21 protein-coding genes and 2 pseudogenes are annotated in these 22669 nt (G+C 65.2%); 9 read left to right on the plus strand and 14 right to left on the minus strand.

Annotated elements, in window-relative coordinates:
• Positions 1-180 precede the first annotated feature (180 nt).
• Positions 181-1731, plus strand: a complete 1551-nt coding sequence (locus N5K27_RS26205; RefSeq protein WP_031757192.1) for an IS66 family transposase — start codon at positions 181-183, stop codon at positions 1729-1731.
• Between the two features lie 262 nt (positions 1732-1993).
• Positions 1994-2989, plus strand: a complete 996-nt coding sequence (locus tag N5K27_RS26210; RefSeq protein WP_279820341.1) for an IS5 family transposase — start codon at positions 1994-1996, stop codon at positions 2987-2989.
• A gap of 71 nt (positions 2990-3060) precedes the next feature.
• Here N5K27_RS26210 and N5K27_RS26215 read toward each other — a convergent pair whose 3' ends face one another.
• Positions 3061-3369: a MerR family transcriptional regulator gene (locus N5K27_RS26215; RefSeq protein ID WP_279820343.1), complete on the minus strand. Its 309-nt coding sequence runs from the start codon at positions 3367-3369 to the stop codon at positions 3061-3063.
• Between the two features lie 46 nt (positions 3370-3415).
• Here N5K27_RS26215 and N5K27_RS26220 point away from each other — a divergent pair, with 46 nt between their 5' ends.
• Positions 3416-4525 (plus strand): cation transporter, encoded by a 1110-nt coding sequence (locus N5K27_RS26220; protein ID WP_279820378.1) that lies wholly within the window; start codon positions 3416-3418, stop codon positions 4523-4525.
• A 59-nt stretch (positions 4526-4584) separates the two neighbouring features.
• Positions 4585-5091 (plus strand): annotated as a pseudogene (locus N5K27_RS26225) (ATPase); the annotation flags it as partial.
• On the opposite strand, the pseudogene N5K27_RS26230 reads toward N5K27_RS26225, so the two are convergent.
• The 11 genes and pseudogenes from N5K27_RS26230 to N5K27_RS26280 all read right to left on the minus strand — a co-directional run.
• Positions 5086-5787 (minus strand): annotated as a pseudogene (locus N5K27_RS26230) (DNA topoisomerase); the annotation flags it as partial. The pseudogenes N5K27_RS26225 and N5K27_RS26230 sit on opposite strands and share 6 nt — an antisense overlap.
• 275 nt (positions 5788-6062) lie before the next feature.
• Entirely contained in the window at positions 6063-6515 is a 453-nt protein-coding gene (locus tag N5K27_RS26235; protein ID WP_003120036.1) for a single-stranded DNA-binding protein, read from the minus strand.
• A gap of 73 nt (positions 6516-6588) precedes the next feature.
• Entirely contained in the window at positions 6589-7116 is a 528-nt protein-coding gene (locus N5K27_RS26240; protein WP_057393109.1) for a DUF3158 family protein, read from the minus strand.
• Positions 7113-7907 carry a PFL_4669 family integrating conjugative element protein gene (locus N5K27_RS26245; protein WP_187725685.1) on the minus strand — a complete coding sequence of 265 codons (795 nt, stop codon included), beginning with the start codon at positions 7905-7907 and terminating at the stop codon, positions 7113-7115. The genes N5K27_RS26240 and N5K27_RS26245 overlap by 4 nt, the downstream gene beginning before the upstream one ends.
• Positions 7908-8238: 331 nt before the next feature.
• Positions 8239-9486, minus strand: coding sequence for an STY4528 family pathogenicity island replication protein (locus N5K27_RS26250; protein WP_279820353.1), 1248 nt, complete (start codon positions 9484-9486; stop codon positions 8239-8241).
• Positions 9487-9489: 3 nt separating this feature from the next.
• The gene (locus tag N5K27_RS26255) at positions 9490-10050 is read right to left on the minus strand and encodes a DUF2857 domain-containing protein (protein WP_060784120.1); all 561 of its coding nucleotides are present in this window, start codon (positions 10048-10050) and stop codon (positions 9490-9492) included.
• A gap of 15 nt (positions 10051-10065) precedes the next feature.
• Complete coding sequence (locus N5K27_RS26260; protein ID WP_279820357.1) at positions 10066-11727, minus strand: ParB family protein; 1662 nt, start codon at positions 11725-11727, stop codon at positions 10066-10068.
• Positions 11720-11989 (minus strand): hypothetical protein, encoded by a 270-nt coding sequence (locus tag N5K27_RS26265; protein WP_060784122.1) that lies wholly within the window; start codon positions 11987-11989, stop codon positions 11720-11722. Before N5K27_RS26265 ends, N5K27_RS26260 begins: the two co-directional genes overlap by 8 nt.
• A complete protein-coding gene (locus N5K27_RS26270) occupies positions 11973-12848 on the minus strand; it encodes a ParA family protein (protein WP_187725684.1) in 876 nt (291 codons plus the stop codon). The genes N5K27_RS26265 and N5K27_RS26270 overlap by 17 nt, the downstream gene beginning before the upstream one ends.
• A gap of 42 nt (positions 12849-12890) precedes the next feature.
• On the minus strand, positions 12891-13103 hold the full coding sequence (locus N5K27_RS26275) for an AlpA family transcriptional regulator (RefSeq protein ID WP_003090093.1): 213 nt from the start codon (positions 13101-13103) through the stop codon (positions 12891-12893).
• A 118-nt stretch (positions 13104-13221) separates the two neighbouring features.
• Positions 13222-13968, minus strand: a complete 747-nt coding sequence (locus N5K27_RS26280; RefSeq protein ID WP_279820361.1) for a hypothetical protein — start codon at positions 13966-13968, stop codon at positions 13222-13224.
• 1265 nt (positions 13969-15233) lie between these two features.
• Between N5K27_RS26280 and N5K27_RS26285 the strand changes: the two genes are divergently transcribed.
• The 4 genes from N5K27_RS26285 to N5K27_RS26300 are packed head-to-tail and all read left to right on the plus strand — an operon-like array spanning position 15234 to position 18423.
• Positions 15234-15806: an aminodeoxychorismate/anthranilate synthase component II gene (locus N5K27_RS26285; RefSeq protein ID WP_279820364.1), complete on the plus strand. Its 573-nt coding sequence runs from the start codon at positions 15234-15236 to the stop codon at positions 15804-15806.
• A 32-nt stretch (positions 15807-15838) separates the two neighbouring features.
• Positions 15839-16873 carry an anthranilate phosphoribosyltransferase gene (trpD, locus tag N5K27_RS26290; RefSeq protein ID WP_087840739.1) on the plus strand — a complete coding sequence of 345 codons (1035 nt, stop codon included), beginning with the start codon at positions 15839-15841 and terminating at the stop codon, positions 16871-16873.
• 30 nt (positions 16874-16903) lie between these two features.
• Entirely contained in the window at positions 16904-17692 is a 789-nt protein-coding gene (gene trpC, locus N5K27_RS26295) for an indole-3-glycerol phosphate synthase TrpC (protein ID WP_087840668.1), read from the plus strand.
• 47 nt (positions 17693-17739) lie between these two features.
• Positions 17740-18423 carry a uracil-DNA glycosylase gene (locus tag N5K27_RS26300; protein WP_087840667.1) on the plus strand — a complete coding sequence of 228 codons (684 nt, stop codon included), beginning with the start codon at positions 17740-17742 and terminating at the stop codon, positions 18421-18423.
• Between the two features lie 27 nt (positions 18424-18450).
• Here the strand turns inward: N5K27_RS26300 and N5K27_RS26305 are convergent, their stop codons facing one another.
• Positions 18451-20235 carry a PDZ domain-containing protein gene (locus N5K27_RS26305; protein WP_087840666.1) on the minus strand — a complete coding sequence of 595 codons (1785 nt, stop codon included), beginning with the start codon at positions 20233-20235 and terminating at the stop codon, positions 18451-18453.
• Positions 20236-20294: 59 nt separating this feature from the next.
• A complete protein-coding gene (locus N5K27_RS26310; protein ID WP_279820369.1) occupies positions 20295-20945 on the minus strand; it encodes a nucleotidyltransferase family protein in 651 nt (216 codons plus the stop codon).
• 168 nt (positions 20946-21113) lie between these two features.
• Between N5K27_RS26310 and N5K27_RS26315 the strand changes: the two genes are divergently transcribed.
• On the plus strand, positions 21114-21890 hold the full coding sequence (locus N5K27_RS26315; RefSeq protein ID WP_087840664.1) for an enoyl-CoA hydratase: 777 nt from the start codon (positions 21114-21116) through the stop codon (positions 21888-21890).
• The last annotated feature ends 779 nt before the right edge of the window (positions 21891-22669 follow it).

The following is a 22669-nucleotide window of genomic DNA, read 5'->3' on the forward strand; positions in this document are numbered from 1 at the left end:
ACTTCGGCAGGTGGGCTTGCGTATCGTCAGGCTGACGCACGATCAGGTAATCAGCATCGCCTTGTCGACAACGCCCCACCACCGCCACCTCTTCGCCCGCGCGAGGGTGGTACGGATAGAAGATCTTCAGCAGCTCCGGTTGTTGTTCGCGGGCACTATGTGACCGCTTCGACTTCTCCCGTGATCACCGCAGACCACCTTGACACCCTGGAGCCGCAGCAGATGCGAGCGGCCCTGCTGTCGTTGATGGGTGAGCTGGCCGAGCGAGACGGCGTGATCGCACGCCAGGGCCAAGAGGCGGTCTTCAAGCAGGCGCAGATCGACAAGCTCACGCACGAGAACGCACTGCTCAAGCGCATGAAGTTCGCCGCACAGTCGGAGCGCTTCAGCGCCGAGCAGAAGAGCCTGCTCGATGAATCGCTGGATGAGGACCTGCAGGCGGTGGCCGATGAGATCGAGCAGGCCACGCCGCCAGTGGCAGGCCGCCAAGACAAGCAAGTCCCCAAACGCGCACCCCTGCCGGCCAACCTGTCGCGGCGCGAGATCCGCCACGAGCCCGAGTCCACCACCTGCGCCTGCGGTTGCCAGATGAAGCGCATCGGCGAGGACGTGGCCGAGAAGCTGGACTACGCGCCCGGCGTGTTCACGGTGGAGCGCCACATCCGGGGCAAGTGGGCCTGTGCCCAGTGCGAGACGATTCACCAGGTGCCTGTCGATCCTCACATCATCGACAAAGGCATCCCTACCACTGGGCTACTGGCGCAAGTGCTGGTGGCCAAGTACGCCGACCACCTGCCGCTGTACCGCCAGGAAGCGATCTTCGGCCGCGCCGGCCTAGCCATCCCCCGCTCCACGCTGGCGCAATGGGTGGGCTCGTGTGGCGTGCAGTTGCAGCCACTGGTTGACGCCATGAGGACAGAGCTGCTGCAGCGCCGCGTGCTGCATGCCGACGAGACGCCGGTGTCCATGCTCAAGCCGGGCAACGGCAAGGCGCACCGGGCGTACCTATGGGCCTATGCCACGGGCGCCTTCGAGAACATCAAGGCGGTCGTCTACGACTTCTGCGAATCGCGCTCGGGCGAACACGCCCGGCGCTTCCTGGGCGACTGGAGAGGCAGCCTCACCTGTGACGACTTCAGCGGCTACAAGGCCTTGATCGCAAGTGGTGTGACCGAGGTCGGCTGCCTGGCGCACGCGCGGCGCAAGTTCTTCGATTTGCACGCGGCGAACCAAAGCCAGATCGCCGAGGTCGCGCTGCAGCAGTTCGCGCGGGTCTACGAGATCGAGCGTGAGGTCAAGGAGATTGCGACCGATCAGCGCCAAACCATCCGGCAACAACAAACGAAGCCGCTGCTTGATGCCTTGCACCAGTGGATGGTGCTGCAACGCCAGAAGGTGCCGGAAGGCTCGGCAAGCGCCAAAGCGCTGGACTACAGCTTGCGGCGCTGGGAGGCTTTGACCCGGTTCGTCGATGACGGACAGCTGCCCGTGGACAACAACTGGATCGAGAACCAGATTCGGCCGATTGCCATTGGCCGCAACAACTGGCTCTTTGCGGGCAGCCTACGAGCTGGTCAGAGGGCAGCAGCCGTCATGACGCTCATCCAGTCAGCACGACTCAATGGGCATGATCCCTATGCGTATCTCAAGGACGTTTTGGCTCGCTTGCCGACGCAACGGGTTAGCCTGGTTCACGAGTTGCTACCGCATCGTTGGTTCGCACCGAGCTGAATGTCGTTATTTGAGGCTCCGCTCAGCGAACGGTTGGCCAGCTTGCCCCAGTGGCGCTGCGCAGCGATTCAAGTGCACCGCAATCGCCAACGCATACCCCTCCCGCACAGGTACTGCGGATGGCACGCAGTTGCTTGCGCAGCGCCTGCAACTCGGCGATTCGCTGCTCTACCAAGCGCATTTGATCGTCTAGGGATGCTCTTCACGAATGCCGCCCCCTTGTGCTTGCCCTGATGGCGCGGGGCTTGCAAGATCGTCGGTCATGAAACAAGACAGCCTGGCCTTCTCGCAAACCACGCGGCGCACGCGCAAGCGGGAGTTTCTGGATTCGATGGAGCGAGTCGTTCCCTGGGCCGATCTGGTGTCGCTGATTGAGCCCTACGCCCCCGAAGCCGGCCGGCGCGGCCAGCAGCCCTTTGGCGTCGAGGTGCTGCTGCGCATTCACTTCATGCAGCAGTGGTTCAACCTCTCGGACCCGGCGATGGAAGAAGCGCTGCACGACGTGCCCGTGTTTCGCGACTTCGCGGGCCTGTCGGGCTGGAACGAGGCACTGCCCAGTGATTCGAGCATCCTGCGCTTTCGCCGTCTGCTGGAGCGCCACAAACTGGCCGAGCAGATTCTTGTGACCGTCAACGACCTGCTCAGCCGCCGTGGCCTGCTGCTCAAGGCCGGCACGGTGGTCGATGCCACGCTCATTGCCGCGCCCAGTTCGACCAAGAACAAGGACGGGAGCCGGGACCCCGAGATGCACCAGAGCAAAAAGGGCAACCAGTGGCACTTCGGCATGAAGAGCCATATCGGCGTGTGCGCCGACTCGGGCCTGGTGCACACCGTGCGAGGCACGGCGGGCAACGTCAATGACGTGCTGCAGGCCAACAGCCTGCTGCACGGCCAGGAGGAAGTGGTCTTCGGGGATGCGGGCTATCAGGGGGCCGACAAGCGCCCAGATGCCAGACCGGGCGTCACCTGGCGCGTGGCGATGCGCCCGGGCCTGCGCCGGGCGCTCGATGAGAGCAACCCGATCGACGTTATGGTCAAGAAGGTGGAGAAGCTCAAGGCCAGCGTGCGGGCCAAGGTGGAGCACCCATTCAGAGTCATCAAGCGCCAGTTCGGACATGTGAAGGTGCGCTACCGGGGCCTGAAGAAGAACACGCAGCAGTTGCACACGCTGTTCGCGCTGAGCAATTTGTGGATGGTGCGCAAGGTGCTGGTGAATTCAAAGGCACAGGTGCGCCCGAAATCAGCGCTGATGGCCTGAAGGGGGCCCAAAAGGGCCGCGAAGGCCGACATCCGTGCCTGAGCCAACGACTTGAGCGACACACCGTCCCTTCACAGCAACGATTCGACTGCCGGACACAGCTCATGACGGTTCGTGAAGAGCATCCCTAGCAAGGCATTGACCTCGTCGCAGGACATGGCGGGGTCGTCCTGCAACTGCAGCAGAGCCCGGATATCGTCGTGCGACATGTCCAGCGAGCGGCACCGAACGATGAAGGCCAACCTGTCGACATGCTGTTGGCCATATTGCCGATAGTTGTTGGCGGCCCGCAGGGGCGCCTGCAGAAGGCCCTCTGCTTCATAAAAGCGCACCGCGGGAACGGAGCACCCTGCCAATGACGATAGTTCACCGATTTTCATATTTGCCTACCTACCGCTTGACTCTACAGCTACTTGAGGGTTTCTAATACGGGACATGAGTACATGTCAAAGCAGTAGCTGCTCGAGCAGTTGCAATTCGCAGACGGTCGACGAGGCCCCAAGCGCCATTGCTTCCGTGGAGAGCACATTTTCAGTTCCGGGAATGGACTGCCCCTCCGAGGAGAACCTCATTCGCATGGCGCTGGGTGGTCTGACCGGGGTTGGGCCGATGACCTTCGATCTGGCCCATCGGCAGCTCCGGGTGGTGCACTCGGGCGAGCCCGCCAGGATCGCCCAGAAGCTGACGCCCCTGAACTTGGGTGCGGTTCTGCTGACAAGCGAGAGGCGCACCGAAGGCGGGCAGTGGAAGACGCGTTTCTCCGTGCCGAAGATGGATTGCCCGTCGGAGGAGAATCTCATTCGGATGGCGCTGGCCGATGCGTCGGCTGTTGCGGCACTGGACTTCGATCTGAAGGACCGTGTACTCACCGTGCAGCATGGGGGAAGTACGCAAGAGCTGCTGGGCCGTCTCATCCCTCTCAACCTCGGCGCGCAAGTGTTGGACAGCGTGCAAAGCGACGAGTCTACGGCCCCAGACGCAGAGGGGAATGACTCTGAGGCTCGGACCTTAAAGCTGCTGCTCGCTATCAACGGTGCGATGTTTGTCTTTGAGTTGATCGTTGGCCTGATCGCCCAGTCCACAGGTCTCATAGCGGACTCGCTTGACATGTTCGCCGATGCGGCGGTCTACGGACTGGCGCTCTATGCGGTGGGCCGCGCCGCCGCCTTGAAGATGAAGGCAGCGCACATCGCTGGTTGGTTGCAAGTCGTGCTTGCGCTTGGCGCGCTTTTGGAGGTCGTTCGGCGGGCAGTTGTGGGAAGTGAGCCGGCGTCCATGCTCATGATGAGTATCGGGCTGGTCGCATTGATCGCCAACGTCACCTGCCTGGTGCTGATCGCCAAGAAGCGGGATCGGGGCGCCCACATGACGGCAAGCTACATTTTTTCTGCGAATGATGTGATCGCAAACGCGGGGGTGATAGTCGCTGGTGTTTTGGTCGCTTGGACGGGCTCCTCGTACCCTGACCTCGTGATTGGCGCAGTCATTGCGCTGATAGTGCTCAGCGGTGCCCGGCGCATCCTGAACCTCCGATAGCCAATCTAGCGGCATCCCACACCGATGCCTAGCCAAGGTGGGATGGCCGGCCGCTTACGGTCGACCAGCGGACGTACTGCAACAACGCTCGCCTGCGCCGCCACGTCGCGCCAGTCCTGTCGTCTACGGCGGCGGGCGAAGCGCAGGCCGTCCAGCCCGACGAAGCTGAGTATCGCTTCTGCTTCATCGAGAAGAACCGCCTCGACGATTTCGCCCGAATCGCCGCGCGGACCCCGAGCGATCAGCGCCAGCTCATCGCCACCCTGTTCGGCGTGGACCAGTTCAGCGAGTTCGTGCGCGGCTTCAACCCCTCGCTCGATCAGGACCTGATGCTTGCCGGCGTGCAGGCGGCGCAGCTGGCGCAGCGTCGCCTGCGGTTGGCGAACTCCGAACAGACCATCGCCGCCTACCCGCAGAAGATCGCAGCGGTCGAGGGCCTGGAACAAGCTTTGGCGCAGCGCATGTCACCTGGCGCGACCTATCAAGCCTGCGTGGACTGGCTGCTGGGTACGCCGCAGCAGCAAGGACGGCTACCGTATGTCCAGGCTCAGCTGGACGCCAACCCACTGCGCGGTGAAGGCCTGACCGCCTGCGGACAGGGACACGTCGATGGCCCAGTACGGCACGGACACGAAGGCCGCGATCTCTCGGTCGCGGTCCACCACGAGTTTGAGCGTCGGGGTCTGTACACGCCCGACCGACAGCACGCCGTCGTAGCCGGCCTGCCGCCCGAGCACGGTGAACAGCCGGCTGAGGTTCATTCCCACAAGCCAGTCGGCGCGCGAGCGCGCCAGCGCCGAGTAATACATCGGCAGCGTGTCGGCCGCGGGCCGCAGCTTGGCGAGCGCAGACCGGATGGACGCATCGTTGAGCGCCGAAAGCCACAGGCGTTCGATGGGGCCGCGGTATCCGCACAGGTCGATGATCTCGCGGGCGATCAGTTCGCCCTCGCGGTCGGCATCGGTGGCAATGACGAGATGGGTCGCCTTCGCCAGAAGCGCTTTGACGACCTTGAATTGCGTGGTGGTCTTCGGCTTGACCTCGACCCGCCACTGCTGGGGAATGATGGGCAACTGTTCCAGCGACCAGCGCTTGAGCGCCGCGTCATAGACCTCGGGTGCTGCCGCTTCGACGAGATGGCCGATGCACCAGGTGACCGTGACGCCGGAGCCGTTGAGGCAGCCTTCACCGCGCTGCGTGGCGCCGAGAATCCGGCCAATATCCTTGCCCTGGGAGGGCTTCTCGCACAGAAACAGCCGCATGTCCGTCCATCCGCTTCCCGGTGTTCATGGAGTTGCTGGGATCGAGGATGCCGAGCGCCTGTCGGGGCAGCAGCAAACAAGCTGCATGCGGCGGCGACCGCTTTCACGAGATGGGATGGCTGCGGTGGGGATGGCGTACAGCCGGTGGTATGTGGGCCGGGAGCCGCGATTTTCGGGAGCGCGTGGAAGTCGGTGGATGCTGATGGAGCTATCCCCTGGGGATAGGCCGCGAGGACAAGGGGGCGGCGCAGAACTGCAGCCGCCCCCCCGCCGGATCACTTCCTGCGCTTGGGCTCCTTCGGCGCAGCCGGTTCCTGGGCGGCCTGGGGCTTGGGCTGCGCGTCCTGTGCGGTCTCCTGCGATTTGGGGCTCAGGACGACGGACTCGATGCGGAACGGCAGGATGCCGACGCTGCGTGCGTTGATCTGCCAGGTCTCGCGCGGCTGATCCTCGTTGTCCGTCCAGGGTTCGCGCTCCATGCGGCCGACAACCAGCACGCGCATGCCTTTCTGGTAGAGGTCCTTCCAGTGCGCGGCGTCGCGGTGCCAGATTTCCACCGGCGCCCAGAAGCCGCCGCGATCCTCATAGTCGCCGCCCTTGGTGGGAACGGGGTTGTCGAAATACACGTTCAGCCGCAACAAGCGCCGCGGTTCGTCGTTGCCGTTGGGGAACTCCCGGTACTCGGGGGGCGAGCCGATGTTGCCTTCGCCCGAAAAATGCGTGCTCATGTTGCAATCTCCTTGGTGGTTGAAATACCCGCACCTGGTCGGCGCCGGGCGCGTGCTGGGATGCCCGGCGCAATCACCGATCGCGCATTGCGGCGGGAAAGGACGTGAGCCGGCGCAGGTAGGCGTCTTCCGCCTCGGCGGCCTTGCTGGCGCACTCCTGTGCCTGCCTGCCCAGGGTGTGCAACAGGCTGATCTGCATGTTCAGCGTGATGCGCTGCAGCTCGATCGCGTGCAGGTCGGCCAGCAGGTTGACCGGCGTGCTGGTGCTCGCCATCAGCTCCTGCCACAGGGCCACGCCCATGGCCGAGCGGTCGTGCCTGCGCCAGCGCAGGAACGTCGTTCCCGCGCCAGTGGTCTGCTGGGCCAGTTCCACGGGCAGCAGGTGGAAGGGATGCCCACTGGCCTGTTGCAGCACTTGTCGCTGCGCCAGGCCGATCAACTCGTCGCGCATGGCGAAGCACTGGCTGGCCCAGGCCTCCAAGTCCCCTTTACCTTTAAAAGGCTTTAAAAGGCCTTTTAGAGAGGCCGCGTGTTCCAGGCGCATGAAGGCTCCCTGTTGCAGGCCCCGGAAGTAGCGGGTCGGCTGGTTCAGATCGCTCATGCGGATTCGTCCTCGCCGGCAGTGGCTGCGTTTTCGGATGGGTCGGCAGCAGCGGCCGCATCACCATCGACGCTGGTAGCGGCTGCGGCAGGACTCTCACCGCGCTGTTGCAGACCACGGCGCACGATGGGTGGCGCAAACTTCGAGCGGCGCGTGCCTTCGAGCACGTCCTGCGGCAACTCGCCGAACTTCTCCAGCGCGGCCCGCGCTGCGGCATTCTTCGCCGCGAAATCGTCGCGGGTGCAGCCCGAATAGCGATACTGCTGGGCCAGCGAGAACAGGCTGCGCAGCGCGTGCGCGCCCTCGTTGAGCCAGCGCTCTAAGGTGCTGCGGTCGATCAGCGCGGTGTGGTGGGCGAGGATCAGCTTGCGCGCGATGTCGTCGTAGTCGGCCAGGAGATAGACAGCGGCAAAGCCCAACTGCGCATTGACGAACAGCGGCAGCTTGACGGGCTGCACGTTGAGGTTCTCGCCCAGGGTCAACGCGGCGGGCACGCCGGCCAGGGCCTGGTCCACCTGTTCGCGCAGCGTCTGCAGCGTGGTCTTGGTCTGGTCGAGCTTGTCCTCGATGCGCAGCATCCACCAGTCGCTGTACGGGTCGTCCTGCTCCGAGCCGCGCTTCATTTTGTTCATGACGGCGATGTAGCCGTTCAGGCCGACGATGCCCGGTCGCCCCTCGGCGGCGGCGCGGCCATGCCAGATGCGCGAGGCGTGGTGGGTGTGCAGCGTCAGCGACATTGCGCTGCGCAGGGAGCCGAGGTTGAGTTGCAAAGGTTCGTTGTTGGTTGCCATGGTGTCCGCTCGTTGTGGGAAAAGGAGCGGCCAGCTTCGGCAGGAAGCGGAAGGCAGTCAGTCAACAAACCGAAACCCGCAAGGCCCCGGTTCAAGGCATTGCGGCTACATTCCGCGCGAGCTATCCCCAGGGGATAGCTCCATGGAGCGCCAAGGAAGCCTGTGCGCCGCGACCAGAGCGGACAACGCCGATGCCGCGGCCGATGCCCGATGCCGGACCTGGACCTGGACCTGGACCTGGACCTGGTCGGCGTCGTGTCCAACCGCTGAACTATCCCCAGGGGATAGCTCCACTGGCGGCCATCAGCATCCACTTCGCCGCCTGACCGGATCACTTGCTGGCGAGCAGATTGCGCAGCCGCTCGATGTGCTGCTTGGCGACTTCCGGCGGCACCGGCTTGCTGGGCGGCTGGGGTGGCGGTGCGGGTGGTGGCCGCTTATTTGGCGGAGTGGATGCTGATGGCGCGTCTTGCTTGGCCCAGGCGTTGAACTCACCGTGGATGGCGCGCTGGATGATGCCGAACAGATACCCCGCAGGATTGCGGATGCCATGGCTGCTACATCGTGTGGCCCATTCGTCCAGCACGGCCTGTCTCAGCGAGGCATCGACCTGCTGCAATGCCACCCTGGCACCTGTCTGCTGTTCCGCCTTCAGTTCCGTGAAGCGCTTGGGCCATTGCAGATCGCCCAGCGCGCGCGCCTGCGCGGTAGTACGTACTTCATTAATACAACTACTACGTACTGTACGGGCCTGCTTCGGATTCCGAAGAGCGCCGTCTGGCGCGGGTTTCAGCCCTGCTTCGGAATCCGAAGACGGGTCATCAGCATTCCGAAGAAGGCTCGAAGCCCCTTCTTCGGAATCGTGGACGGCATCCTCCTGTGGATAACTTCCGGTGGTCAGGATGTCCTGGCTGGCGAGGCGTTCGGCCAGGATCTGCAGCCGCGACGGCAGCGTGCGGCCGGACAGCAGCGGGTCTTCTGCGATCTCCCTGAGCGTGTTCAAGCCGACCATCTGGACGGCCTTGGCCGAATGGCCCAGGGACTGGCTGACCAGCGCGAGGTAGTCGGCGTCGAGTTGCATCGCCTCGAACGGCGTCAAGGGTTCGTCGTGCAGGACGTAGAGGTTGCCGAGGATGCGGCCGGTCTTGGGGTCGCGCCGTCGTCGCACGAGGCTCAGCCATCGTGTCAGACGCAGCAGCGTCAGCGCCCGTGCCACGGTTTCGTGGGAGGCTTGGCCCGCGCAGGGCATGGATGCGAGCCAGGGCCGAAGCTGCTCATACGTCGGGAATGCCGTCACGCCGTCATCGTTGAGCAGCAGGCGGAACACCTGCCAGGCGTTTCGCTCCAGCGGCGTCAGGCGACGGTCGAGGAACAGCCGCCGCGGCACCGTCTCATGCCGATTGCCACTGAACAGGAAAGCATCGCCGGACGTAGGAGGCGTGGGCGTCGGAGCAGGCAGGGGCGCGGGAGCGCCAGAGCTGGGCTTGGGCGCGAGGTCCTTCAGCGCAGCGTCGAACAGGTCGGCGAGTGCGATGGGGCCTTGACGCGGGGCTCGTGGGGCGGTGTCGTCCACGGCCATGGCCTAGCCCAATCCCTGATCGACCCAGTTCCTGATCGCGGCCCAGACCACCGAGAGCGGCAGTGACATGCCCTCGGCCAGGTCCATGGCCGCATCGAGAATCGAGGTCTCGTCCTCCAGATCGACGTTTCTGGTGCTGGTGATGGCTTTCCAGCGCCGCCACAGTTCGGTGTCCTGGGTCTCGTCCAGGACGGGGTGGCGCCCCTTGCGCTTGGGCAGGCCAAGCACTTCCCGGCGCAAGGCGACCTCCTGGTGGGTCAAGCCGTAGAAGCGGCTCACCATTTCCGTGCTGGCACCCAGGCGCAACATGCGATCGACCGTGGCGATTTCCTTCTCCACGTCCTGCGCCTGCTTGAGCAGCCGCCGAAGCACTTCGCGGTTGACGGTCACCGAGCACCAGGAGACGTTGGCGTTGGCCAGCACGCTGATCAGCGCAGGATGCTTGAGGGCGTCCAGGTCTTCCTCGCCAAACCCCATCAGCTTGCAGCGGCGCAGTTGCCCATTGCGCAGGTCGTAGAGGGCCTGCGCGATGACGGCCTGGTTGAGTGGGTGTGGTGCGGACATGCTGGCCTCCCTTGCTCAGGTTCCAGAACCCGCGGCGTCGGCTTCCAGGTCGCGCAGGCGCCGGGCCAGCCGCAGCAGCCGGAACAGCTTGACCAGCGCGGTGTCGCTCAATCGACGGGCTCCGGTGCTGCCACTTTGGCCCTCGCCGTGAAGCAACCCCGGTAAGTCGATGACGATCTGCCCATCGTCCAGGCCGACGTCGGCGGGCTGCTGACCGGCCAGGCAGGCCAGCAGCGCGAGGACGGCAAGGCCACGCGGCGCTGGGGCCTGGGTGTGGGCATGGCATGCGAAGCCGATGCCGTCGGGGCGGTCTTCGATGCACTCGTCCAGCTCTGCCTCGTGCGCGATCTCGCGGGCGAACTGCGCGATGTGGATGCGCAAGCGGTCCGGCGTGTCCAGGCCGGGATCGATGTACCAGACATCGGAGATCGGATAGAGCCCACCGGCCTGCACCGGGATGGACTGCAGGACGCTCGCCGAAAAATCGGGCGGCAGCGCATCACCCAACTGATCGGCGAGCATGCGCTGGATGGACTGAAGCCGTTCGGTCGTCGGCGCCGGCGAGACGATGTGCTCGGCAAGTAGATCGCTAGCCGCCGTGGGGCTGGCCATGCCCCCCTGGTTGGCATCCGCGTCGCTCTCGCGCATCGAGGGGGCAGCCGCTGGCGGGTCTGCGGGCGGTGCAGGCATCGCGGCGGGCGGCGCGGTTACGGCTGGTGGACGCGCGACGGCCCCCGGATCAGGCAAGGCGGGCGGCTTCGAGGGCGGCGTCGGGTCGCTGACCAAGGCGCGTTGGCGGCTCTCGGATTCGGTCATGTCCAGGGCGAGTACGTCGTAGTCGATGCCCAGCAGTTCGGCCATCTGCCCGATCAGCTCGTCCTGCACGCGCTGCGCGGAGAATTCGTCGGCCTGAACATCAAACTGCGAAAGCACTTCCTGGAAGAAGTCGTCGAAGTCCTGAGCCAGAGAGCGGCCCTTGGCGTAGTGCTCCCAGGTGCGCTCGCTGGCCTTGCGCATGACCGACAGCCGTTCGACCTGGTGGCGCCCCAGTCCGGCATAGAGCACGGTCGGGATCGCCGGCAGCAGGTAGCGCACAGCGTCGGCCATCCGGCTGATGTGCGACTGCTGCACGGGGTATCCGTCGGCGGCCAGGCGGCGGGCCAGTTCGGACTGGCTCAGCGGGATGCCGCTTTCCAGCTCGTAGAACTCGCGCGCCTTCTCCACGCCCAGGGCTCGCTCGATGAAGGTGAGACCGCCGCGCAGTTCGTTTTCCGCGAGATGCCCGGTCAGCGCGACGATCTCGCCGCGCTCGGGCCACGGGCGGAACAGGCACGATATGCGGAAAAAGCGTTCGTCCTTGGTCTCCGACCACAGTTCACGCAGGATCGCCAGCCGCGTGTTGCCGCCGTTGCGGATGATGTAGTGGTCCTCGCCTGGACGCCGAGTGATGGCCGGCGCCGCATCCAGGCCACGCTCGCGGATCGATGCCTTGATCTCCTCGTAAGCGGGGTTACGCTTCTTGCGCGGGTCGTGGTCGTAGGGACGCAACTGGTCCAGCGTCACGACCATCGGCGTGTCCGCGATCGGGTCGCTCAGGGCCGTGGCCGAGGGGCCAACGCGCTCGAACCCGGCGGCGAGCAGCTTGCCGGCCATGTCCTGAGAGGTCATGTCAGCCATGGCCGCACCCCTCGCAGTCCCCGCGACCGCCGGCCAGCGCCATGCGGGCCTCTCGCTCGGCGCGGCGGATCTGCGCACGGGCGTTCAATTCGGCCCGGTGGTCGCTCGCGGTCGAGCTGGTGTAGATCGCCGCGCAGCCGGCCTTGGTGAACTTCAGGTGTCCTCCGGGCGTGCGCTTGACGTGCCAGCCTTCGCCCACCGCAAACTCGATCAGCGCGCGCAGCCGCTTGTGGCCGCGGGCCAGTTCATGTGCGTTCGCCATGGGGCCTCCCAGGATCAAGAGGTCGCTGCGGGCGGCCGGATACTTGAGCCAGTCGGTCCTGCCATTGCGGGAACAACTCGCTGGCGAGCGCGCGCATCGTGTCGAGCGCGGCAGGGGCGACTCTGCCGGCCGGCTGGCGGTGCTCGACCCGATGCACCGGCAGGCCGCGCGTCGCGGCGCGGGGATAGGCTTCGATGGCTGGCACGTCGGTGGCGAGCACGCGGATACCGGCATGGTCCTGGAACAGGTCGCGCAGGGCCTGCTGGATCAGCCGTGCATTGGCGGACACCGGATGGACGCGGTTGATGAGCAGATGCAGCGGCGGCGGCTCGATGCCCAGGTGCCGGTACGGCGCAATGTCTTCGAGCAACTGCATGGTGCCGCGCCGCAGCTCGCGGGCCGCGAGGATTTCCGGGGTCACGGGCGACAACGCTACGTCGGAGGCAAGCACTGCCATCTCCAACAGCACCGATCGCGCACCCTGGGTGTCGATCAGCACCAGGTCGTAAAGCGACGCCAGCGCCGGCAGCAGATGGCGCAGTCGCAGGCGCCCGTCCGGCGCGTGCAGCAGCAAGGTGTTCAGCTCGCCCCGGTGGTCATTGGAGAGCACCAGGTGCAGGCCCGCGATCATCGTGCGGGACACGAGCCGACCGAAGTCGCGCTCGTTGAAGGCCAACAGCTCGTAGATGCCGCCGGGCGCGCGGTGCGCCAACTCGTAGTAGGAGGACAAGGTGGGCTGGACGTCGAGATCGAGCAGCAGCACGCGCAGCCCCGCGTCGGCGGCGAGCCCGCCCAGGTTGGCGGCCGTCGTGGTCTTGCCGACGCCGCCCTTCGTTGAAATGATGGATAAGACCTGCATGGCGCTCTCCGTGTTGGAATGGGAAGTCCGCGGGAGAACGGGTCAGGTCCGGTGGTTGAGGCGCTCGGCGATCCACTGGTCGATTTCGATCGAATCCCAGCCGACGGCGCGCACGCCCAGGCGCAGCGCCTGGGGAAACTGGCGCTTCTTCATCAGGTTGTAGATGTGGGCGCGTTTGAAGCCGGACTTCGCTTCGACTTCATCGAGCCGCAGGATGCGGCGCTCGTTCGGCGGGAGTACAGGTGTCTGCGACATGGCGGTCACTCCTGAACGCTCGGTGGCGTTTGTTGGCGTGACCTCTATTCAATAGACATGGCTACGGAAAGACATTGCAAATGCAATCTCCGCGATTGCACATACAAGCTGGAAAACCTCATTCACTTGCACTACGGACGTACTTCCTGGCGTTGGCGAACTTGCCGTTCAAGGTTCGCTCCGTGATGCCCATGGTGCCGCCGTAGTGCGCGACCAATGCCGAGACAAGAGCCTCCTGCGTTTTGAAGCTGGAGTAAGGCACGCCCGAAGGGGACTGGCCCAGCATCAGCGTCAGCATCCCGCCGATGATGTTGAGATACGTCGTCTCTGCGCGCTCGCTGATCTCGCATTGCTTGGACGCCAGCAGCACGGTGGACTGCTTGAGCAAGCTGTCGTGCTGCTCCTGCAGTTCCCGCATCTGGCGCCGGGCATGCTCCAGTGCGGCCTGAAGGGCCAACCGCTCAACCAGGATCGCCTGTCCTGTTTCTAAGGAGATGAAAGGATGCGCCATGCGTTCGCCACGGCTGAACAGGAACCGTGGGCGGTGCTCGGGATAGTGGGTGTGCATCCAGCGTTTCAGATCGACATGGCGAACGGTCAAGTCTGGCGCCTGCAGTATCTTCGGGTCATTGAGCGTGAGCCCGTTCTGGCCGTAGGGCAGCTCTCCGTTGAGGATGCCGTCGTAGATGCGCTCTGAGTACAGCCGGCACTCATTCCACCGCGGGCAGTTCAGCGATGGCGGCAGGAAACGCGGTGATGCGATGGTGGCCAGGATCATCGGCAGGTACCGCAGCAACCCGGCCCATCGGATGGCCGCTTCGATGGGACGATAGAACACCTTTGATGTTGGAATGTCCTTGTACATGTCTTCGTCTCCTTTCGGAAGCGCTACATCACCGGCTCCTTTCTTGCCCTGCCAGAGGCTGTAGTGTCGTTATGCCCCGCGACGGACGCCAGGGACGATGCCCTGAACGTAGGCGAGTGAGATGATTGGCATCCGCCGCAGGTGGCTTCGTCTTGCTCGGTGTGCAAGAATCGATTGGTTGCCGGCCCATCGAGCGATAAGGACGCAAGCTCGATATTGGCGCTCACGGTACCAGCGTCATGGGTGGCGCAAAGCCCATCAAGACCGATTCGATATGGTCTGATATCCCAGCAGTTTCCAAAGTAACAAGCAGCGGCATCTATTGCTCAGAGCGTAGGATTAAGAGAGCAAATCCGGTGATGTCATATCTGGCTGGGATGCTGATATAGCGAGATAGCATCACACAATGCGGTTCGCCGCAGACTTGGCACTCTGCAGGCGGTTGATGGACTGCCTACAAGGAGAGCGGTCAATGTGGAGTGGCTGGCCCACTTGCTCCCCACCTCTACCTAATTGAGTGCTGAGATGACCGGCAGCGCCGCACGAGCCATTTCAACTAGGTCACGATCCTTGCGTGTTGGCTTGGCGGTCCGACCAAGGCTTCCGATATCGATTGGGGCTGATGGGTTGGTGCGGGAGTTGCTGTGAATTCCCTGGGCGCTGGGTGTCGAGCCGAGGTGATCTCGTCATTGCCTCGGAAGTGGACTTTGCGTAGTTTGTTCGTGATAAAATCCCGTGCGTTCATGTTGGGACTCGTTCGGGTGCGCTCGAACTAGGTTCCAGCTTTTTTAATTCAATGCTTTGGTCTGTCCATGACCCGTACCGCTTCGACCAACATCGCTCTGTGGTGGCGCTTCCAATAGGAAGCGGCATGTCGTCGCGGTCTTGACCGCACCTTGCCGTCGTACCGGCAGGCAAGGTTTCAAGAAGGCTTCCCCGGCACGGCGGCTCCAAACATAAGGAGATTGCCCGATGCCCATAGCTCCCCAGCTTCATCGTCGAACTGATGTTTCGCACGCTGCCTCGTCGCGAGGTGAGAGTGCGCTCGTCTTGTCGCTGCGCTCGGCCCAACAAGGTTGGGGCATGCGCGCCCTCAGCATAGTGCGTTGGCGTGCTTCGCGACTGCCCCCAAGCCTTGTTGCCGCCTGGTGCCAGCACTTGTTTGTGCTCTGTCCCAACGCAATCGACCGCCGATGTGTGTAATGAAGTGTGTAATGGCGGTCGTGTGTAATGAAAAAATCAAATAAAATCAAGGACTTATGATAATGAGACTCCTGATGGTGGACAACTACGATTCATTCACCTACAACCTGGTCCAGTATTTCGGCGAACTGGGCGCCGACGTGCGGGTGTTCCGCAATGACCAGATCACGCTCGACGAAGTCGCGGCCCTGGCGCCCGAGCGCATCTGCATCTCGCCCGGGCCGTGCTCGCCGGCCGAGGCCGGCATCTCGGTGCCGCTCATCCAGGCCCATGCCGGCAAGGTGCCCATCCTGGGCGTGTGCCTGGGCCACCAGTCCATCGGCGCTGCGTTTGGTGGCAAAATCGTCCGCGCGCGGCAGATCATGCACGGCAAGACGTCGGCCATCGCCCATGGCGGCAGCGACGTGTTCCGGGACTTGCCGTCGCCCTACACGGTCATCCGGTATCACTCGCTCGCCATCGAACGCGAGAGCCTGCCCGATTGCCTGAAGGTGACGGCGCAGACCGACGACGGGGAAATCATGGGCGTGCGCCATCGCAGCCTTCCCGTCTACGGCGTGCAGTTCCATCCCGAATCCGTCCTGAGCGAGCACGGCCATGCCTTGCTGCGCAATTTTCTGCAATTGAACGTATGAACCGGTCGCAACGATTGCCCAAGGAGTCCATGGTGTCCATTACCCCTACCGAAGCGCTGGTTCGCTGCATCGAACACCGCGAGATCTTCCACGACGAGATGCTGTCGCTGATGCGCATGCTGATGCGCGGCGAGATGGAGCCCGTCACCGCGGGGGCCTTGATCATGGGCCTGCGCGTCAAGAAGGAGACCATAGGCGAGATCACCGCCGCGGCGCAGGTGATGCGCGAGTTCGCCGACGGGGTGAAGGTGGCCGATGCCGACAGCCTGGTGGACCTGGCCGGCACCGGCGGCGACGGCGCGCACACTTTCAATATTTCCACGGCGGCCATGTTCGTGGCCGCGGCCGGCGGCGCCAGGATCGCCAAGCACGGCAACCGCGGCGTGTCGTCGTCGTCGGGCAGCGCCGACGTGCTGGAGGCGCTGGGCGCCAACGTCATGCTGCCGTCCGAAGCCGTGGCCGAGTGCATAGAGGCCACCGGCATCGGTTTCATGTTCGCCCCCATCCACCATTCGGCCATGAAGAACATCGCGCCCATCCGCAAGGAACTCGCGGTGCGCACCATCTTCAACCTGCTGGGGCCGCTGACCAATCCCGCCGGCGCCGCCAACCAGCTGATGGGCGTGTTCCATCCGGACCTGGTCGGCATCCAGGTCCGGGTGCTGCAACGCCTGGGATCCAGGCACGTGCTGGTGGTCTACGGCAAGGACGGCATGGACGAGGCCTCGCTGGGCGCGGCCACGATGGTGGGCGAGCTGCGCGACGGCGAGGTCCACGAATACGAGATTCATCCCGAGGACTTCGGCCTGCAGATGGTGTCGAATCGCAGCCTGAAGGTCGCCAATCGCGATGAGTCGCGTGAACTCGTGCTGGAGGCCTTGTCCAACGTGCCGGGCCCCGCGCGCGACATCGTCGCCTTGAATGGCGGCCTGGCGATGTACGCCGGCAATACCGTGTCCTCGGTCGCCGAGGGCATACGCAAGGCTTTCGAGCTGATCGCCAGCGGCGCGGCGCGCGCGCGGCTGGACGAATTCGTATCGTTCACCAGGCGGGCGGCCGCGCGCTAGGCCCCGCATACGAATCTTCATGGGTGGGTCATGAGTGACATTCTTCAACGCATACTGGATGCGAAGACCGAAGAGGTCGCCACCGCGCGGCTGCTTCGCAGCGAATCCGACCTGCGGCGCGAAGCCGAGGCGCGGCAGGATGTAAGGGGCTTCGCGCAGGCGATCGAGGCCAAGGTGGCGGCGGGGCAGTCCGGCGTCATCGCCGAGATCAAGAAGGCCTCGCCCTCGAAGGGCCTGCTGCGCGAGAACTTCCAGCCCGACGGGATCGCGGCGTCGTACGCCTCGCATGGCGCGGCCTGCCTGTCGGTGCTGACCGACGTGCAGTTCTTCCAGGGTTCGCTCGATTATCTGCGGCGCGCCCGTGCCGCCTGCCCGCTGCCGGTGCTGCGCAAGGACTTCATCGTCGATTCCTACCAGGTGATCGAGGCGCGGGCGATGGGCGCCGACTGCATCCTGCTGATCGTGGCCGCGCTGGAGTCCTCGCAATTGCAGGACCTGGAGGCGCTGGCCATGGATCTCGGCATGGACGTGCTGGTGGAGGTCCACGATGCGGCGGAACTGGATACGGCCCTGCGACTGCGCAGCAATCTGCTGGGCATCAACAACCGCAACCTGCGGACTTTCGAGGTTTCCCTGCAGAACACCATCGATCTGCTGCCGCGGATTCCCGCCGGCAAGCGGGTCGTCACGGAAAGCGGCATCCTGGGCCGGGCTGAAGTCCGGCAGATGCGCGAGCACGGGGTCCATGCCTTCCTGGTGGGCGAAGCCTTCATGCGGGCGCCCGATCCGGGTGCCGAACTGGCCCGATTGTTCGCGTGACCCCCGATCTCTTCGCCCAGGGACCGGACAATCGCTTGAACGAGCCGATGCAGGCGCACGTCGATCGTCTGCCGGCTGCCTGGCGCGAGCTGTTGGCCGGGACGCTGGCCAGTCCCGCGTTCGAGGCCCTGCTGCGCTTCGTCGACCGGCGCCGGGAAGAGGGCGCCGTCGTCTATCCGGTCCTGCCGTTTCGCGCGCTGGACCTGGCCACGCCGGCTTCCACCCGGGTCGTGATCCTGGGCCAGGATCCCTATCACGGTCCGGGGCAGGCGCAGGGGCTGGCGTTTTCCGTGCCCGACGGCTTTCGGCGGCCGCCCAGCCTGCGCAATATCTTCAACGAGGTAGCGGCCTGCGTGGGCGGCGACCCCGCCGCCTTCGGCAACGACCTCGAGCGATGGGCCAGGCAGGGCGTGCTGCTGCTCAATACGTCGCTTACCGTGGAAGACGGCGCCCCGGCCTCGCATGCGAAGCGGGGCTGGGAAGCGTTCACCGATGCGGTCATCGCCGCGGTGGCGCGCGAGCCCGCGCCCAAGGTCTTCATGCTGTGGGGCGCCCATGCGCAGGCCAAGCAGGCGCTGCTGCCGTCCGGCGGCAGGCATCTGGTGCTGCTGGCCAACCATCCCTCGCCCTTGTCGGCCCGGCGTCCGCCCGTGCCGTTCCTGGGCTGCGGGCATTTCGCCCAGGCCAATCGCTGGCTGGCGGAGCAGGGGCGCGAGCCCGTCGTCTGGTAGGCCGGCCCTCGCGCGCTCGGTTCGGCGCTATTTCCGTCCCGCCGGGGCGGGGCTCGCGGCCGGTTCGATCGTGCATTCCGTTGCCGGCGCCGGATCCAGCTTCAGCCTGAAGCGGCGCAGTTCGTCGCGGCGGAAGGCGTGGATTTCCACCAGGTCGCCCGGGCGATAGCGCGCCAATAGTTTGTCGAGGTTGCCGTTCTGCACGCGTAGGCCGTCCATGGCCACCAGCACGTCCTGCGCCGACAATCCGGCCCGGTGAGCCGCCCCCCGTTCGTACACCGTCGCCAGGCGCAGGTCCTCTGCCTGGCGTGCCGTCTTCACTCCCAGCGACGGCAGCGGCGACGCCGCCTTCCACGTCAGGGCAAGGCCGTGGTGCGCAAGCAGTTCCGCCAGCGGTACGTCCTCGCGTCCATAGGCATGGCGGCGCAGGAAGTCCCGTGCGTCCACGCCGGTGGCTTCGCGGATCAGCTCGGGCATGGCGTCTTCTTCGACCCCCCGCGCGCCGCCCCGGTAGAAATCGCGGCCATAGCGTGCCCACAGCAGCCGCATCACGTCGTCCAGGCTCCGCCGCCCATCCGTCTCGCGCCGTAGCAGCAGGTCCAGCCCCAGGGCGACCAGCGAGCCCTTGGTGTAATAGCTGACGATGGCATTGGGCGAGTTCTCGTCCTGCCGGTAGTAGCGCGTCCAGGCGTCGAACGAGCTTTCGGCCACCGATTGCTTGAAGCGGCCCGGCGCCGCATGCACCGAGGAAACGGTCCTGGCCAGCGTGCGCAGGTAGTCCTGCTGCGTGATCAGCCCGGCGCGCAGTACGAACAGATCGTCATAGTAGGAGGTGAAGCCTTCGAACAGCCACAGGAGCCGGGTGTGGTTCTCGCGGTCCAGGTCGTAGGGGGCGAAGGCCGCCGGCTTGATGCGCTTGACGTTCCAGGTGTGGAAATATTCGTGGCTGACCAGGCCCAGGAAATTGCGGTAGCCGTCGGTCTGTTCTGGCCGCCCGCGCACGGGCAGGTCCGAGCGCGAGGTCATCAGGGCGGTCGACGCGCGGTGTTCCAGGCCGCCGTAGCCGTCGCCGGTGACCATGGTCATGAAGACGTAGCGGTTCGAGCTGTCCAGGAACGGCGCGCGGCGCGTGCGGGGCTCGAAGAAAACGATCTGCTTCTCGCATATTTTGCGGATGTCGGCGACCAGGCGGTCGAGATCCAGATTGGGAACGTCGCCCGTGAAGACCAGTTCGTGCCGGGCGCCGCAGGCCTCGAAGCCGGCGGTCACGGGCGTGCCCATTTCGATCGGATGGTCGACCAGCGCGTCGTAGTCCGGCGCCCGGTACATGCCGAAGCCGTGGCGCGGCGCGCGCTGCGGATGGCCCTCGGCCTCGGGCAGGCTGGTGTAGACCTTCCAGTCGAGGCCGCGCGGCGCCACCAGCTCCAGCAGGCAGGGCGCGTCCTCGTGGCCGGCGGCGCGCAGGAATACGCTGGTGCCGTTGAAGAAACCGTGGCTTTCGTCCAGGTGGGCGGCCCGCACCGACAGGTCCCAGGCATAGACCACGCAGACGATCTGCAGCGGGCCCCGGCAGGGCGCCGCCTGCCAGCTTTGCTTGTCCAGCTTGGTCAGTTCGATCTTGCGGCCCCAGGCGCGCGCCTCGATGCTTTCGATCTGGCGCGCGAAATCCCGGATCATGTAGCTGCCGGGGATCCAGGCGGGCAGGCTGACGCATTGTCCGGTGGGGTCGGGGTCGGGGATGGACATCGTGACCCGGCAACGGTGCCCGGCCGGATCGAGGAGTTCCAGGCGATACGAGATGGCTTCGGTCATGGATGAGACGGGTTGGGCCGCGCGCCGGCGCGGCGGTCTGTGAACGATGTCCTGCTATGTTAGGCCAGGAGCGTGGGGCCCGCCGCCAGGTCGTCCGGGGTGTCGACGTCGCGCACGCAGCCGGGGTCGTCCACCGGTACGGGCGTGACCTGGCCCGATATGAGGCCGCGCGCGCCTTGGTCGCCCCGCAGTTGCGCCAGCGCGGACGACCACGCCGGCCCGAACAGCACGGGATGGCCCCGCATCTGGCGATGAACCGGAGCCAGCACGGCCCGTTCGCGCCGCGCGGGCGGCAGCGCCAGCCAGGCGTCGCGCAGGGCGGCCACGGTGTGCGGGTGCAGCCACGGCATGTCGGCGGGCATGACGCACCAGGCGGGCGCCTCGTTCCCCGCCGCGCTCTCGCGCGCGGACAGCCACGAGACGGCCTGCGCCAGCGTGCCGCCCATGCCTTGGGCGGCCCGGTCGCAGACGATGACCTCGCAGCCGGCATGGCGCAGGGCATCGGCCACCGCCGGCGCGGCCGGAGAAGTGGCCGCGGCCACGCGGGACAACGCGCCCCGCAGGGACTGCGCCGCGGCGGCGCACACCGGGCGGCCGTCGATGGCGGCCAGCAGTTTGTTCGCGCTGCCGTCCGCCGAAAAACGCGAACCGCGCCCCGCCGCCAGCAGCAGCCCGATGATGCTGCGACCGCCGCCTGCTCCTGATGTCATGCCGGTGTCCTGAAAGGATGGAACCGACGATGGTGCGCCTCGGGCGGGCGAAACTCAAGCCGCCGGCGCGGGGTATGCTTGAGGCGTCGCCGGCGCGCCGGTTCATGGACAGCCTTCGCGGCCAGGCGGTGCGGGGGCGGGTGTCCTGCGCATATATAGGAGTGTGGTGTGAGCGAAGCTCTGGTTTTGGTCGAACGTCGGGGCCGGGTCGGCCTGCTGACGCTGAATCGCCCCAAGGCGCTGAATGCGCTGAACGATGCCTTGATGGACGAGCTGGGCGCCGCGCTGCTGGCCTTCGACGCCGACCCCGACATCGGCGCCGTAGTCATCACCGGCAGCGAAAAGGCCTTTGCCGCCGGCGCCGACATCGGCGCGATGAAGGACCTTTCCTATATGGATGCCTACGCCTCGGACTTCATCACCCGCAACTGGGAGACCCTGCGCCGGATCCGCAAGCCGGTCGTCTCGGCCGTGGCCGGCTACGCCCTGGGCGGCGGCTGCGAATTGGCCATGATGTGCGACATCCTGGTAGCCGCCGAGACCGCCCGCTTCGGCCAACCGGAGATCAAGCTCGGCATCATTCCCGGCGCGGGCGGCACCCAGCGCCTGCCGCGCGCCGTCGGCAAGGCCAAGGCCATGGACCTGATCCTGACCGGACGGCTGATGGATGCGGCCGAAGCCGAGCGCGCGGGGCTGGTGGCGCGCGTGGTGCCCGCCGACAAGCTGCTGGACGAGGCGATCGAGATCGCGACCGTCATCGCCTCGATGTCGCTGCCTTCGGTCATGATGGCCAAGGAAGCGGTCAACCGCGCTTTCGAGACGCCGCTGGCCGAAGGCATGCAGTTCGAACGCCGCTTGTTCCATTCGCTGTTCGGCACACAGGACCAGAAGGAAGGCATGGAGGCTTTCGTGGCCAAGCGGCCTCCTTCTTTCCGGCACGAATAGCGGCGCATGGTGTTGCGGCGGCATCGCAAAAATGCCCCCAGGCTAGGCCCTGCGGGCCGCCGCTCCCCCCAAGGGGCGTTTTTTGCCTTGGGACGGCCCAGCGGGAAAAAAATTCTTGGCGCTGCGAAATGGCGATACGGCGCGGTTTTCGCACCTTATCGATCCCGAAACGGCCGGTTTCCGGTCACGAAACTGACAAGAAGGCGTGGATCGATTTGCGTGCCGATTTCAATGCATGCTATAGTCACTTTCTCGACGCAACAAACGCAACGCAGCGGAGCATTCTGCGGTGGGGTGGAAGGAAGCGGCGGGTGAGGCAGGCAGGTTCGGCGGCAGTTACGCGTGAAGCGGATGCGGCGAACGGGTCGGCCAAAAAAGAAGGGTCTTGCGGCAGGGTGGTAGCGCGGCAAGGGTCTGACGAATGGCGGGGGGTGCGCAGTAAACAGTCCCGGGCCGATTTGACAGACGTAAAAAACTTCTTCATAATCTCGTTTCTCTGCTGATCACGCAGCGCCGGCAAGACAGCGCAGCGAACGGCAGGTAAGCGAAGCAGTTGGTGGTAGCAGTTTTCGCAGTACCGCTCTTTAACAAATCAACAGCCGATAAGTGTGGGCACTTGGTTGGGCGCGAGACGGTTGGGTCGGGTAAAACCGGTCTGGTCGATCGACGCAAAATGAATCAAGTGCTCATATAAAGAAGTTTGTAGGTAAATCATTTATCTGCAATTTCTTTGAGTACGCAAGCGATCGTGCCATGGGTTTCGACCCATAGTACGAACA

The organism is Pigmentiphaga sp. GD03639, assembly GCF_029845405.1.
Classification (GTDB): Bacteria; Pseudomonadota; Gammaproteobacteria; order Burkholderiales; family Burkholderiaceae_B; genus Pigmentiphaga; species Pigmentiphaga daeguensis.